At 74.3% G+C, this 14,578-nt stretch carries 12 protein-coding genes; 4 read left to right on the top strand and 8 right to left on the bottom strand.

The features are described from left to right. The first annotated feature begins 1 nt into the window (after position 1). Complete coding sequence (locus AD017_RS26765; RefSeq protein ID WP_060575950.1) at positions 2–979, top strand: 5'-3' exonuclease; 978 nt, start codon at positions 2–4, stop codon at positions 977–979. A gap of 20 nt (positions 980–999) precedes the next feature. Continuing rightward, positions 1,000–2,346, top strand: a complete 1,347-nt coding sequence (locus AD017_RS26760) for a M20 family metallopeptidase (RefSeq protein ID WP_060575949.1) — start codon at positions 1,000–1,002, stop codon at positions 2,344–2,346. Between the two features lie 18 nt (positions 2,347–2,364). Here AD017_RS26760 and AD017_RS26755 read toward each other — a convergent pair whose 3' ends face one another. Next, entirely contained in the window at positions 2,365–2,955 is a 591-nt protein-coding gene (locus AD017_RS26755) for a helix-turn-helix domain-containing protein (RefSeq protein WP_010232023.1), read from the bottom strand. Positions 2,956–3,022: 67 nt separating this feature from the next. Here AD017_RS26755 and AD017_RS26750 point away from each other — a divergent pair, with 67 nt between their 5' ends. After that, on the top strand, positions 3,023–4,039 hold the full coding sequence (locus tag AD017_RS26750; RefSeq protein WP_060575948.1) for an NAD(P)/FAD-dependent oxidoreductase: 1,017 nt from the start codon (positions 3,023–3,025) through the stop codon (positions 4,037–4,039). Between the two features lie 3 nt (positions 4,040–4,042). Here AD017_RS26750 and ctaD read toward each other — a convergent pair whose 3' ends face one another. The 4 genes from ctaD to AD017_RS26730 form a co-directional block, all read right to left on the bottom strand. After that, positions 4,043–5,770, bottom strand: coding sequence for a cytochrome c oxidase subunit I (gene ctaD, locus AD017_RS26745; protein ID WP_060575947.1), 1,728 nt, complete (start codon positions 5,768–5,770; stop codon positions 4,043–4,045). Positions 5,771–5,902: 132 nt separating this feature from the next. Further along, positions 5,903–7,117, bottom strand: a complete 1,215-nt coding sequence (locus tag AD017_RS26740; RefSeq protein ID WP_060575946.1) for a GNAT family N-acetyltransferase — start codon at positions 7,115–7,117, stop codon at positions 5,903–5,905. Between the two features lie 49 nt (positions 7,118–7,166). Beyond that, positions 7,167–8,108 carry a DUF4333 domain-containing protein gene (locus AD017_RS26735; protein ID WP_145986088.1) on the bottom strand — a complete coding sequence of 314 codons (942 nt, stop codon included), beginning with the start codon at positions 8,106–8,108 and terminating at the stop codon, positions 7,167–7,169. A 37-nt stretch (positions 8,109–8,145) separates the two neighbouring features. Next, a complete protein-coding gene (locus tag AD017_RS26730) occupies positions 8,146–11,064 on the bottom strand; it encodes an RNA helicase (protein WP_060575944.1) in 2,919 nt (972 codons plus the stop codon). Between the two features lie 246 nt (positions 11,065–11,310). Here AD017_RS26730 and AD017_RS26725 point away from each other — a divergent pair, with 246 nt between their 5' ends. After that, on the top strand, positions 11,311–12,147 hold the full coding sequence (locus AD017_RS26725) for a siderophore-interacting protein (RefSeq protein WP_060575943.1): 837 nt from the start codon (positions 11,311–11,313) through the stop codon (positions 12,145–12,147). Positions 12,148–12,174: 27 nt separating this feature from the next. Here AD017_RS26725 and pyrH read toward each other — a convergent pair whose 3' ends face one another. From pyrH to tatA, 3 genes are all read right to left on the bottom strand, one after another. Then, positions 12,175–12,915 carry a UMP kinase gene (gene pyrH / locus AD017_RS26720; RefSeq protein ID WP_060575942.1) on the bottom strand — a complete coding sequence of 247 codons (741 nt, stop codon included), beginning with the start codon at positions 12,913–12,915 and terminating at the stop codon, positions 12,175–12,177. Between the two features lie 135 nt (positions 12,916–13,050). Continuing rightward, positions 13,051–14,169: a twin-arginine translocase subunit TatC gene (gene tatC / locus AD017_RS26715; protein WP_227012598.1), complete on the bottom strand. Its 1,119-nt coding sequence runs from the start codon at positions 14,167–14,169 to the stop codon at positions 13,051–13,053. A 13-nt stretch (positions 14,170–14,182) separates the two neighbouring features. Continuing rightward, entirely contained in the window at positions 14,183–14,485 is a 303-nt protein-coding gene (tatA, locus tag AD017_RS26710; RefSeq protein ID WP_060575941.1) for a Sec-independent protein translocase subunit TatA, read from the bottom strand. Positions 14,486–14,578 lie beyond the last annotated feature (93 nt).

Here is a 14,578-nt window from a genome sequence, read left to right as displayed (position 1 = left end):
CATGAGCGACCGCCCGCTGTTGTTGCTGGACTCCGCGAGCATGTACTTCCGCGCGTACTTCGGGGTCCCGGAGAGCATCACCGCCCCGGACGGGACGCCGGTCAACGCGGTCCGCGGGTTCACCGACATGATCTCGCGCCTGGTCACGGAGCAGCGGCCGTCCCGGCTGGTGGCGTGCCTGGACCTGGACTGGCGGCCGGCGTTCCGGGTCGCGGCACTGCCCTCGTACAAGGCGCACCGGGTGGTGGCGGCGCGGGCGGCCGACGAGGTCCCGGCCGGCGTCCCGGAGGAGGTTCCCGACACCCTCGGCCCCCAGGTGCCGGTGATCATGGAGGTGCTGGCGGCGGCGGGGATCTGCACCGCCGGCGCCGACGGGCACGAGGCCGACGACGTCATCGGCACCCTCGCCGACCGGGAGACCGCCGACCCGGTGCTGGCCGTGTCCGGGGACCGGGACCTCATGCAGATCGTCCGCGACCCGGGCGACGGCCGCCCGCGGGTCCGGCTGCTCTACATCGGCCGGGGCCTGAACAAGGCCGAGGACCTGGGGCCGGACGAGGTCGCCGCCAAGTACGACCTGCCCCGGAACCGGGCCGGCGCCGCGTACGCCGAGATGGCGATGCTGCGCGGCGACCCCTCCGACGGGCTACCCGGTGTCCCCGGTGTCGGCGCGAAGACGGCGGCGACCCTGGTCGGGCGGTTCGGGTCGTGGGCGGAGCTGCTGGCGGCCGTCACCGACGGCGACCCCCGGCTCGCGGCCGGGCCCCGGGCGAAGATGACGGCGGCGCGGGACTACCTCGACGTCGTCGAACCGGTGGTGCGGGTGGTCACCGACGCCCCGGTGCGGATGAGCATCGACGACACCGCGCTGCCTGCCGAGCCGGTGGACCCGGCGCGGCTCGACGAGCTCGCGGAGCGGTGGGGGCTCGAGTCGTCGGTGGCGCGCCTGCGGAAGGCGCTGGCGGCCGCCGCGTCCTGACCGGTGCGAGGATCGGGGCCGTGACGTGCCCCGACCACCAGCCACCACAGCAGCCGAGCCGGGCCCACGACGACGCCGTGGCCCGCGAGACCGCGCGGCGGGCCGCGGCCGCCGAGCCGATCACCTCCCCGCACGACGGGGCGCCCGCCCCGGCCCGCGCCCGGGTCACGGCGGCGGTCGACGAGCTCGCCGGGGACCTGCGGGACCTCTCGCACGACCTGCACGCGCACCCGGAGACCGCGTTCGCCGAGCACCGCTCGGCGGCCGCGCTCGCCGGCCTGCTCGCGCGGCACGGGATCACCGCCGAGGTCGGCGTGCACGGGCTGGAGACCGCGCTCCGCGCCCGCGCCGGGAACGGCCGCGGCCCGACCGTCGCCGTCCTCGCCGAGTACGACGCCCTGCCCGGCATCGGGCACGCCTGCGGGCACAACGTGATCGGCACGGCCGCGACCGGCGCGTTCCTCGCACTGGCCCGGCTGCTCGCGGGCCCGGACGCCCCGGACGGCACGGTGCTGCTGCTCGGGACACCCGCCGAGGAGGGTGGCGGCGGCAAGGAGACGATGGCCCGCGACGGCGCGTTCGACGGCGTCGACGCGGCGGTCATGCTGCACCCGTTCGCCCACGACATCGCCGACCCCCCGTTCCTCGGCCGCCGCCAGCTCGAGGTGACCTACCACGGTGTCGCCGCGCACGCCGCCGCCCAGCCCCACATGGGGCGCAACGCGCTCGACGCCGTCGTCATGGGCTACCAGGGCGTCGCGATGCTGCGCCAGCACCTCCCCGGCACCGACCGGGTGCACGGGATCGTCGTCGACGGCGGGCAGGCGCCGAACGTCGTCCCGGAGCGGGCGGCGGCGCGCTACTACCTGCGCTCCCCCGACCCGGAGACGCTGCGGGACCTGACCGACCGGGTACAGGCGATCGCGGTCGCCGCGGCCGCGATGACCGGCTGCGGCTACACGCTCCAGTGGGACCCGAAGGCCGCCTACCTGCCGATCCGGCACAACCGGACGCTGGCCGCGCGCTGGGCGGTGCACCAGGAGGGGCGGGGACGGCGGGTGCTCCCCCGCGGGGTCGTCCCGGAGACCGAGACCGGCTCGACCGACCTCGGGAACGTGTCGCTGCGGGTGCCGTCGATCCATCCGATGATCGGGATCGCGGAGCCGGGGACGGCACTGCACACCACCGGGTTCGCCGAGGCCGCGGGCGGGCCCGCCGGGGACCGGGCCGTGCTCGACGGCGCGGCCGGGCTGGCGCTCGTCGTCGCCGACCTGCTCCACGACGACGGGTTGCGCGCCGCCGTCGCCGCCGAGTTCGCCGAGGCGGGCGGCCCGGTCGACGTGCGGTCGTACTTCGACGGCCCCTGAGCCCCGGGGCCTCGCGGCTCAGTCCGGGCGGCGGTTCCGTGGCGCTGCCCGGGTGTGGATCTTCTCCCCCTGCGGGCCGAACAGGCTCAGCAGCTCCACCGGGTGGTCGCGCTCGGCGGAGCCGAACCAGTGCGGGACGTGGGTGTCGAACTCGGCGGCCTCCCCGGGCCCCAGGACGACGTCGTGCCCGCCGAGGACCAGCCGCAGCCGGCCGTCGAGCACGTAGAGCCACTCGTAGCCCTCGTGCACCTGCGGTGCCGGCTCGTCGCCCCGCCACGGCACGATCATCTTGAACGCCTGCAGCCCGCCCGGCCGCTCGGTGAGCGGGACGACGGTGCTGCCGTGCACCCGGCGGGGCCGCAGCCGCACCCGAGGGTCCCCGACGGGCGGTGCGGCGACCAGCTCGTCGAGCGGGACCTGGTGGGCGGTGGCCAGCGGCAACAGGAGCTCCAGGGTCGGGCGGCGGCCACCGGACTCCAGCCTCGACAGCGTGCTCACCGAGATGCCGGTGGCCTCCGACAGGTCGGCCAGTGTCATGCCGCGCTCGCTGCGCAGGCCCGCCAGCCGGGGGCCCACACCGGCCAGGGTGTCCGCGATCGCCTCGTCCATGCGGTCAGTTTGCCACTCCGGCAACGATAGTTGCCAGTTTTCGCCGCGGGCGCGCACGCTCGACGACATGAGCGACTACGACGTGATCGTCATCGGCGGCGGTGCCGCCGGCCTGTCCGCCGCGCTGATGCTGTCCCGGTCCCGCTGGCGGACCCTCGTCCTCGACGACGGGACCCCGCGCAACGCCCCGGCCGAGGGGGTGCACAACTGGCTCACCCGCGACGGCCTGCCGCCCGCGGAGATCGCCCGCATCGGGCGCGCCGAGGTCACCGGCTACGGCGGGGAGGTGCGCGACGCCCGCGCCGTCTCCGCGCGGGCCGTGCCCGATGGCGGGTTCGCCGTCGGCACCGCGGACGGACGCGAGGTCACCGGCCGCCGGCTGCTCGTCACGACCGGCCTCGCCGACGAGCTCCCGGCTGTCGACGGCCTGGCCGGCCACTGGGGCGGCCCGGTGTTCGCCTGCCCCTTCTGCCACGCCTGGGAGCACCGCGACACCCGGATCGGCGTGCTGTCCACCGGGCCGCACGACCTGATGAAGGCGCACATCGCGACCCGCTGGAGCAGCGACGTGACACTGTTCCTGCACACCGGCCCCGAACCCGGCGACGACCAGTGGGAGGCGTTCGCCGCCTGCGGGATCTCCGTCGTCGACGGGGAGGTGACGGCCGTCGAGGCCCCGGACGGCCGGCTCGCCGGGCTGCGGCTGACCTCGGGCGTCGTCGTGCCGGTCGACGCGCTGGCCGTCTCGCCGAGGGCGCGGGCCCGGGCCGGGTTCCTCGACGGGCTCGGCCTGACCGTGACCGAGCACCCGTCCGGGCTGGGCGACCACCTGCCCGCGGACCCGATGGGCGCCACCGCGGTCCCCGGGGTCTTCGCGGCGGGCAACGTCACCGACCCGATGGCGACCGTCCCCGCGGCGGTCGCCGCCGGGGCCGCCGCGGCCGCGGGGATCACCCGGGACCTGCTGACCGCCGACATCGCCACGGCGGTGGAGGCGGCCCGGGAGCCCGCGTTCTCCGCGAGGGCCGAGCGGGAGTGCGCCGGCCGGGTGGCCGGTGACCGGGTGCACGGTCTCGCGCCCTGACGCTCAGGGCCGGGTCACCGCGTCGCCCCGCGCGGTGGCGACGGACGGCGGGGTGTGCGCCTCCGCGCGGGCGCGTTCGACCAGGTGCGGGTAGTGCAGGTCGAACGCCGGGCGCTCGGAACGGATCCGGGGCAGCTCGGTGAAGTTGTGGCGCGGCGGCGGGCAGGAGGTGGCCCACTCCAGGGAGTTGCCGAAGCCCCACGGGTCGTCGACGGTCACCACACGGCCGTGCCGGTAGCTCCGGAAGACGTTGTAGACGAACGGCAGCGTCGAGGCACCGAGCACGAACGCCCCGACCGAGGAGAGGGTGTTCAGAACGGTGAACCCGTCCGTCGGCAGGTAGTCCGCGTAGCGGCGCGGCATGCCCTCGTTCCCGAGCCAGTGCTGGACCAGGAACGTCAGGTGGAAGCCGATGAAGGTCAGCCAGAAGTGGATCCTGCCGAGGGTCTCGTCCATCATCCGGCCGGTCATCTTCGGGAACCAGAAGTAGATGCCGGCGTAGGTGGCGAAGACGATCGTCCCGAACAGCACGTAGTGGAAGTGGGCGACCACGAAGTAGGTGTCCGAGACCTGGAAGTCCACGGGCGGCATCGCGAGCAGGATGCCGGTCAGGCCGCCGAACAGGAACGTGATCAGGAAACCGGCGGCGAACAGCATCGGCGTCTCGAACGTCAGCTTCCCCCGCCACATGGTCCCGATCCAGTTGACGAACTTGATGCCGGTCGGGATCGCGATGAGGAACGTGGTGAAGGAGAAGAACGCCAGCAGCACCGCCCCGGTCGCGAACATGTGGTGGGCCCACACGACCACCGACAGGGCCGCGATCGCGACGTTGGCCATGACCATGCCCTTGTAGCCGAACAGCGGTTTGCGCGAGAACACCGGGACGACCTCGGAGATGATCCCGAAGAACGGCAGCGCGACGATGTAGACCTCGGGATGGCCGAAGAACCAGAACAGGTGCTGCCAGAGGACGACGCCGCCGTGGACCGGGTCGAACACGTGCGCCCCGAGGTGCCGGTCGGCCTCGAGCGCGAACAGCGCCGACGTCAGGATCGGGAACGCGATGAGGATCAGGATCGCGGTGACCAGGACGGCCCAGCACAGGATGGGCATCCGGAACATCGTCATGCCCGGACCGCGCATGGCCACGATCGTCGTGACGAAGTTGACCGCGCCGAGGATCGTGCCGAGCCCGGCCACGATCAGGCCGGTGGCCCACAGGTCCGCGCCGAGACCGGGCGAGTGGATCACGCCGGACAGCGGGGTGTAGGCGAACCAGCCGAAGTCGGCGGCGCCGCCGGGGCTCAGGAAACCGGCCACGACGATGATCCCGCCGAACAGGAACAGCCAGTAGGAGAACGCGTTCAGGCGCGGGAACGCGACGTCCGGGGCGCCGATCTGCAGCGGGACGATGTAGTTCGCGAAACCGAACAGGATCGGTGTCGCGTAGAGCAGCAGCATGATCGTGCCGTGCATGGTGAACAGCTGGTTGTACTGCTCGGTGGAGAGGAACTGCAGCTCGGGCCGCGCCAGCTCGGCGCGCATGAGCATCGCCATCGCCCCGCCCACCATGAAGAACGCGAACGACGTGACCAGGTACAGGATCGCGATGTCCTTGGGGTCGGTCGTGCTCAGCATCCTCGTCAGCGCCGATCCCTTGCCGGGGCGCCGCGGGGTCACCGTCGGGCTCGGCCTGCGCGGCACCGGGACGGGGACGATCGGGGCCATCGCGGACCTCCCGGCGATCCTGCGGGGCGCGGACGACGGGACCGGCAGCCGCGTCGTGCATCCGCCCTGGTGGGCGGGCGAGAGTACGCGCGTCCCGCCCGCCGCACACGTGCCGAGGGTCCCGGGGACCGGTCAGAAGAAGGTGCCGCTCCACGGTGCGGGCCCGGGCACCGCGAACAGCGCGTCCGCCCGGACCGCGGCACCCGGTACGTGCTCGGTCCAGCGCCCGGCGGCGGCCAGCGCCGACGGCGTCCGGTCCCCCAGGAACGCGGGGGCGAGCGACTCCAGGCCGCACTCCAGCTCCGGTAGCGCGTCCCCGGCCGGGCGGACACCGCCGGGGCCGATCCGCCAGGTGCCGGCGTCGTCGAGGACGGGGTCGTGCAGCCGGAGGACGACCGGGTCGCCGGATCCCCAGGCCCGCGCCGCCAGCGCCGCGCCGACGTCGACGATCCGCAGCCACAGGTCGTCGGACCGGCCGGTGACCCGGTGCGCGCGGCCGTCGGTCAGGAGCAGGTCGAGGTCCTCGTCCAGCGGGCGGGCCCAGGCGGTCACGGCGTCGCTGAGGTCGGCGCCGGTGAGGAACCGCCACAGCCCGGCGGTCGCCGCGGGCGACCCGGCCCACATCTGCTGGACGGAGATCGTGTCGTTCCCGCCGGGCTCGCCCTCGGAGATCCCCCAGATCGCGAACCCGTCGTCACCGTCCGGGCCGGTGTGCACCCCGATCTGCTTGTACTCCCCGGCGGACGGGCCGCCCGGGTCGATCGCGCGCCGCCACCAGCGCGGGTTGCGGGTCATCCCGCCGGGCCGGTCCGCGGCGAGGCGTTCCTGCAGGTCCGGCAGGATCTTGGCGGCCTCGGCGGTGCCGAGGAGCCGGACCCGGCCGCCGGCCGGGGCGTCGGCGCGCCAGGCCGGGCGGGCGGTGACCCGCACGTGCTGACCGCGGGAGGCGACGCCGTAGCCGTAGCGGCCGTAGATCGCCGCCTCGCTGGCGCGCAGGACCGTCACGGTGTCGCCGCGCTCCCGGGCCGCGGTCAGCTGGGCCCGCATCAGCGCCGTCAGCCGGCCGGCACGGGTGCGGTCGGCGCGGACACCGACGCCGCTCACCGCCGCGGCCGGGACCCGGGCACCGCCCGGGAGGGTCAGGCGGGACGGGAACGAGTTGGCGCTGCCGACGATCTCGCCGTCGGTGTCGACGACACCCAGCCAGTGCTCGTCGCCGGCGTGCCCGTGCGCCTCCCACGCCTCGTCACCGGCCGGGCCGCGGTGCAGCGTCGACAGGAACTGGTCGTAGGCGGCGCGCCGCTGCGCCGGATCGGTCAGGGTGCGGACGTAGTGCTCTGCGCTCACGTCCGCCGAGCCTGCCCGCGCGGCGGCGGCGCCGCCATCGCTTTCCGGGTCAGACCCGGTTCACCTGGTAGTCGCCCTCGTCGGAGGTCACGATGCCGGCCACCTCGACCTGCTCGCCGTCGACCACGGCCTGACAGGCGAACTGCGTGCCGGCCGAGACCTCGACGTCGTCGGGGCACTGCACGGCACCGACCTGGAGGCCGTAGTCCTCGGTCAGGACCTGGTTGACCCCGGTCTGCAGCGCGGTCTGGTCGAGGTGGCTCGTCAGGAGCCACGCCGGCCACACCAGCGCCGAGACGGCCAGGACCGCGACCAGCAGCACGCCGGCGCCGGCCAGGGCCCACTTCTTCCCGTTGCCGGCCGGCGCACGCACGGCCTCGCTCGGGGCCCACGGCTCCGCACCCGGCCCGGCGCCGGACCAGCCACCGCCGTCGCCGGGCTGCTGCGCGACGGTCGGCTCCTCGGTGTACCCGGCCGGGGGTGCGCCCGCGGGCACGGCGTCGGTCGGTCCCTCCGGTGCACGACGACGGCCGCCGCGCCGGCCGGTGGGCACCGCCCAGGTGTCGCCCTGGTCCGGTGAGGCCTCGTCGCCCCACAGCGGCGCGGAGTGTGCACCGCCGCGGGTGTCCTGCCCGGCGCCCCGGTCGTCCCGGCCGCCGGTGTCCCAGCCCCCGGTGTCCCAGCTCCCGGTGTCCTGCGGCGACCAGGCCCCCGTCGCGGCGGGGTCGGCGCCGGGTCCGGCGTCACGGGACGCGTCGTGCCGCGCGGTGCGCGGGTCCCAGCCCGCGTCGCCCGCGCCGCGGTCGGCCCAGCCGGGCGCACCGCCCGCGCCGCCCCAGCCGTCGCGCCCGTCCTGCTCCGGGGACCAGGCCCCCGTCGACTCCGGATCGGCGCCCCACCCGCCCGGCGGAGGGCCGCCCCACACGGGCAGCTCCCCCGTCCGCTCGGAGGCATCCTCGGGATGCCTGTCCGGACCCTGCGGGTTGCTCATCGCCGACCTCTCGCCGTCCTGCTTGTCGTCTCGCACGTCATTCCATCCCGGCCGCGACCACGCCGCGCCGGACCGCACCGGAGGCCCGGTGCGCGGCCTTCCCCACCGCGCTCGACCGGCCGGCGACACCGGCCACCTGGTCGAGCAGGTCGAGGACCTGCCGGGCCCAGCGTACGAAGTCGCCGGCGGACAGCTCGTGCCCGTTGCGCTCGGCGGCCTCCAGAACCTGTGCGAGGGACTCCCCGCGCGCCCAGCGGTGCATCGGCCAGGCGAAGGCCAGGTCGGGTGCGCGGGTGCGTTCGGCCTTGTGCCGCCGCTGGTCGGCCTCGAGCTCCTCCCAGATCCGCACCGTCCGCTCGCAGGCGTCGGAGACCGGGCCCTGCGGCAGTCGCGGCATCGGGGCGTCGTCCCGGCGCGACTCGTAGACCAGCGCGGACGCCACCGCGGCGAGCTCGTCGGGCTCCAGCCCCTCCCAGGCGCCGTGGCGCAGGCACTCGGCGGCGAGCAGGTCCGACTCCCCCCACAGCCGGGCGAGGACGCGGCCGTGGTCGGTGACCTCGTCGTCACCGGGGCCGACCTCGGCGACCGGCATGAGGTAGCCGCGCTCGGTGAGCAACGCCCGGATCCGGTCGAACGACCGCGCCAGCGAGTGGGTCGTGGCGCGGACCTTCTGCCGCAGCGTCTCCGTCTCGCGTTCGAGGCGGGCGTGACGCTCGCCCCAGCGGGCGTGCGCCTCACGGTCGTCGCAACCGTGGCAGGGGTGCGCGCGCAGTGCCCGGCGCAGGGTCACGAGCTCCGGGTCGTCCTGCACGCCGTGCCTGCGGCGGCGGCCGGGGTCCGGTGGGACGATCCGGGAGTTGCGCAGCGACGACGCCAGGTCCCGGCGGACCTGCGGCGACCGGTGGTCCACCCGCTTCGGGATCCTGATCCGCCCCAGTACCTCGACGGCCGCCGGGAAGTCCGCCGCGGACAACCGCCCGGCCCACCGGTCCTCGGTGCAGACGAGCGGGCGCGGCTCGGGGTCCCGGCCGTTCGCCGAGTACGCCCCCACGCCCGCGTCGAGCACCACGGCGATCCCGGCCCGCTTGCCCGCCGGGATGCCGATGACGTCACCGGGGCGCAGCTCGCGCAGCGACTCGGTGGTCTCGTCGCGGGCGGCGGAGGTGTTCTGCCTGCGCAGCGACTTCTCGCGTTCGGTGATCCGCCGGCGCAGGTCCGCGTACTCGGCGAAGTCGCCGAGGTGGCAGGTCATCGACTCGCGGTAGCCCGCCAGCGCCTCGGCGTTGCGGTCGATGCGCCGGGCGAGCCCGACGACCGAGCGGTCGGCCTGGAACTGCCCGAACGAGCGTTCCAGGAGTTCGCGGGCGGCGTCGGTGCCGAGCCGGCCGACCAGGTTGACCGACATGTTGTAGACCGGCCGGAACGAGCTGCGCAGCGGGTAAGTGCGGGTGGAGGCGAGCCCGGCGACCTGCTCCGGGTCCATGCCGGGCGTCCAGAGGACGACGGCGTGCCCCTCCACGTCGATCCCGCGCCGCCCGGCGCGGCCGGTGAGCTGGGTGTACTCCCCCGGGGTCAGGTCGACGTGCGCCTCGCCGTTGTACTTGACCAGCCGCTCCAGCACGACGGTGCGAGCCGGCATGTTGATGCCCAGTGCCAGGGTCTCGGTGGCGAACACGCATCGGACGAGCCCGGCGACGAACAGCTCCTCGACGGTCTCCTTGAAGGCGGGCAGCATGCCGGCGTGGTGCGCCGCGACACCGCGTTCGAGGGCCTCGCGCCACTCCCAGTAGCCGAGCACCCCGAGGTCGGCCTGCGGCAGGTCGCCGGTGTGCTTCTCGACGATCCGGCGGATCTCCTCGACGTCGTCCGGGTCGGTGAGCCGGACGCCGGCCCGCACGCACTGGCCGACGGCGGCGTCGCACCCGGCGCGGGAGAACACGAAGGTGATCGCCGGCAGCAGGCCCTCGCGGTCCAGCCGGTCGATGACCTGCACCCGCGACGGCGGTCGGAACCCGCCGCGGGACGGCCCGCCGGGGCGTGGCCCCCGCCCGACGACGGCCGTGGCGTCCTGCTTCCCGCCGCGCGTCCGGCCGCGGTCCCGCGGCCCGCCACGCCCGCGGCCGCGCGGGCCCCGGTCGCCCGCCCGGTCGGCGGCCCGGGAGCCGGCGGAGTCCCGGCGCTGCATCTCCCGGGTGTGCCGCACCAGGTCGGGATCGACGACGAGCTGCGACGGCGCGTCCCGGTCCTCCGGGCGGATCTCGCCGAACAGGTCGAACAGCCGGTTGCCGACCATCATGTGCTGCCACAGCGGCACCGGGCGGTGCTCGTCGACGACGCCCCGGGTGTCCCCGCGGACCTCGATCAGCCAGTCGCCGAACTCCTCGGCATTGCTGACCGTCGCCGACAGCCCGACGAGGGCGACGTGCTCGGGCAGCTGGAGGATGACCTCCTCCCACACCGCGCCGCGGAACCGGTCGGCGAGGTAGTGCACCTCGTCCATCACGACGTACCCGAGGTGGTCGAGCCGCCGGTTCGCCGCCTTGTCGCTGTCGGCGTAGATCATGTTGCGGAGGACCTCGGTGGTCATCACGACCACCTGGGCATCACCGTTCACGGCGGTGTCCCCGGTGAGCAGGCCGACGGCGTCCGGGCCGTAGCGGTCGACGAGGTCGGCGTGCTTCTGGTTGGAGAGCGCCTTGATCGGCGTCGTGTAGAAGCACTTGCGGCCCTCGGACAGCGCGAGGTGCACCGCGAACTCGCCGGCGACCGTCTTGCCCGCGCCGGTGGGGGCGCACAGCAGGACGCCGTGGCCCTCCTCCAGCGCCTCGCACGACTCCCGCTGGAAGCCGTCGAGGTCGAACGGCAGCAGGCCGGTGAACTCGGCCAGCCGGGGGTGTGCGGAGCGGGCCTTGGCCGCCGCGTAGGCGGCGGCCGGATCGGGAGCCTGATCGCTCACGCCTGACCGGGTACTCACCGCCCCAGGCTGTCACACACCCGCCGTGACCCGCCTCGCAGACGTGTGACGCGTCTCCTCCCGGCACGTCCCGCCGCGGTACGGGCCAGGTCACACCCCGTCGGCTGCGGAGTCGCCTCGACGGCCGGGGCGTCGGCGGGACAGACTGATCGACGACGTCCGAACGTCCGACCACGCGTCTCCCACCACGGATCGCATGTCCACTCCGCGCGAGCAGAAGGTCCGCACATGTCCAAGGAGATCGCCCACCGGATCGTCGACGTGCACGCCGTCGACCGCCTGTCCCCCAGCCTCGTCCGCGTGACGGTGGGCGGGCCGGGCCTCGACGGCTTCGAGCCGCTCGGCGTCCCCGACGAGGGGTGTGTGTTCAACTTCCCGGTCCCCGGCACCGGCGGGGACCCCGTCGCGGACGTCGGACGCTGGTACACCGTGCGCCGCTTCGACGCGGCGGCCCGGGAGATGGACGTCGAGATCGTCCTGCACGCCGGTGGCGTCGGCGGCGAGTGGGCGGCCGGCGCGCGGGTCGGTGACCGCCTGCGGATCACCCACCACAACAGCTGGTTCCGGCGCCCGGAGGACGCGGCCTGGCAGCTGCTGGTCGGCGACGTCACCGCGCTGCCGGCGATCACCCGGATCGCGGCCGAGTCGCCGGACCGGGTCACGACGACGGCGATCGTCGAGATCCCCGACCCCGCGGACCGGCGGGACCTGGGCGTCGAGACGCGCTGGATCGACAATCCCGCGCTGGCCGGTGCCGGGAGCGTGCTGCACGAGGTCGTGACCGCCCTCTCCTTCCCGGAGGGGCCCGGCTACGTCTACGTCGCCGGCGAGGTCGCCGCGACCCGCGGGGTCCGCAAGTACCTGCGCCACGAGCTCGGGATGCCGGCCACCGGCTACGGCGTCATCGGGTACTGGCGGGTCGACGCCGACACGTGGCGGCGGCGTGAGGCCGACTCCGGTGTGGACACCGCCCAGCTCTACGCGGAGGCGCAGCGCCTCGGCTCCGACGAGGAGGAGATCCGCGACCTGTTCGAGGAGCGGCTCGCGCGGGTCGGGCTCCTGTGAGCCCGGCCCGCGGGGCCGGTACCCGGCTCAGCGGGCGAACTCGGCCTCGACGATGTCGGCGTTGATCTCCGTGCCGTGGTGCTCACCACGGCAGATCGCGGCCATCAGGCCGTCCCGCTCGATGTCGAACACGTGCAGCGGCAGGCCGTGGTCGCGGGCCAGGATGAAGGCCGTCTGGTCCATCACCGCGAGCCGCCGGGACAGCACCTCGTCGTAGGGCAGCCGCTCGTAGCGGTGCGCGTCGGGGTTCTTGCGGGGATCGGTGTCGTAGACGCCGTCGACGCCGTGCTTGGCGACGAGCAGCGCGTCGGCGCCGATCTCCAGCGCCCGCTGGACGCTCGGGTAGTCGGTGGTGATGAACGGTTGGCCGTTGCCACCGGAGAAGATCAGGATGGCGTCCTTGTCGAGGTGGCGCTTCGCGCGCAGCCGCAGGAACGGCTCGGCGACCGCGTTGATCGGGATCGCGGTCATCACCCGGACGTTGTCCTCGCCGCTCGCGGAGAGCTTGCCGCGCAGCAGCAGGCTGTTGATCACCGTGCCGAGCATGCCGATGTTGTCGGCCTCGACCCGGTCGATGCCCCACGAGTCGGAGCGGTTCCCGCGGAAGACGTTCCCGCCCCCGACCACGACGGCGATCTGCACCCCGAGCTCACGCACCTGACGGATCTGCGCGGCCAGGTGGGCGAGGGCCTTCGCGTCGAACCCGAAGCCGTCGTCACCGGCCATCGCCTGGCCGCTGAGCTTGATGACCACCCGGTTGTACTTCATGCGCCCCGACCCAACTCCTCGCCTGTACTGCCCGTTCCGGACCCGGGGAGAGAGCGTACGGCCGCACCCGGCGCCGTGGGGGGACAGGGTCTCCCGGGACCGGCCGGCGCCGCTCGGCGCCGGCCGGCACGCCGGTCAGGTGATGTCGTCGAAGGAGTCGCCCGCGGGGCGCTCCGGCGGTGTGGACGGCGCCGGCGGCGGCGGTGCGGACGGTGCCGGCGGCGGCGACGCGGGCGGCCCCGCCGACGTGGGACGCGCGGTCGCCCGGCCGATCACCGCGGGCGCAGCCGGACCGGCGCCGGCCCCGGCCGGCTCCCCGACCGCTGCGGGCTCCTCGATCCGCGACGGCCCGCCGAGGTCGGAGGGCCCGTCGATCCGGGACGGCGCGGTGTCGAGCGGCGACGGGCTGTCCGGGTCCCAGGACTCCCAGCCCTCGGCCGCGCGGCGCCGCTCCCGTCGCCGGTCGGAGATCCGGCAGACCTGGATCGCACCCTCGAACAGCAGGGTCAGCGCCATGGCCAGCGCGATCATGGAGATCGGGTCCTGGCCGGGCGTCGCGATCGCCGCGAAGACGAACAGCCCGAAGATCAGGCCGCGCCGCGACTTCTTCAGCATCTGGTAGCTGACGATCCCGGCCCCGTTGAGGGCCACCACCAGCAGCGGGATCAGGAAGCTGACCCCGAAGATCACGATCAGGTTGACGACGAGCGAGAAGTACGACGCGCCGGTCAGCGCGGTCGTCTGGATCTCGCTACCGATCGTCAGCAGGAAACCGAGGGCCTGCGGGATGATCAGGTAGGCGAGCACCGCGCCCGCGACGAACAGGATCGCGGCGACCGAGACGAAGCTCAGCGCGTAGCGCCGCTCCTTCTTCACCAGACCCGGCGTGATGAAGCCCCAGAACTGGTACAGCCAGATGGGGCAGGCCAGGATCACCCCGGCGGTCGCACCCACCTTCAGCCGCAGCATGAACTGGTCGAACGGCGTCGTGCCGAGGAGAGTGCACGAGTTCGGGTCGGCGTTGAACGAGGCACGCGACGACGCGGGCAACGAGCAGTACGGGTCCTTGAGCAGCTCGCCGAGGCTGGGCCAGCCGAAGAACGAGACCTCGAACCAGATGTAGCCGAACACCGTCGTCACCGCGATCGCGGCGAGCGAGATGCCGAGCCGGTTGCGCAGCTCGTAGAGATGCTCGACGAGGGTCATGGTCCCGTCGGGGTTGAGCCTGCGCTTCCGACGGAACGGGGACTTCACGGTGCCGGCGACCTCAGCCCGCGGTGCCGCGGTCCTGCGGCGACGGGGCCTGCTGACCCTGCTGCGCCTGCGGAGCGGGCTCGGTCGTGGCCTGCGGCGTGGCGGGCAGCTCCTGCGGAGCGGCCTTCTCCTGCGGCGCGGCCTTGTCGCCCTGCGCGGCCTTCGACGTGGCGTCGTCGTCCTTCAGGCCCTTCATCTCGCCCTTGAACACACGGGCGGACTGACCGACCGAACGCGCCATCTCGGGCAGCTTCTTCGCGCCGAACAGCAGCAGCAGCACGGCGATGATGATCAGCCATTCGTAGCCACCGGGCATGGGACAAACCCTCCGTCGATCCGCCGGGACGTGACCGAGTCTACGCACGGCCCCTGTGCGGTCCCTGTGCACCCGGTACGGGACGGCTGGGTG

The organism is Pseudonocardia sp. EC080619-01 (genome assembly GCF_001420995.1).
In the GTDB taxonomy this organism is placed as follows: domain Bacteria; phylum Actinomycetota; class Actinomycetes; order Mycobacteriales; family Pseudonocardiaceae; genus Pseudonocardia.
This window is presented reverse-complemented; position numbering and strand designations above follow the sequence as displayed.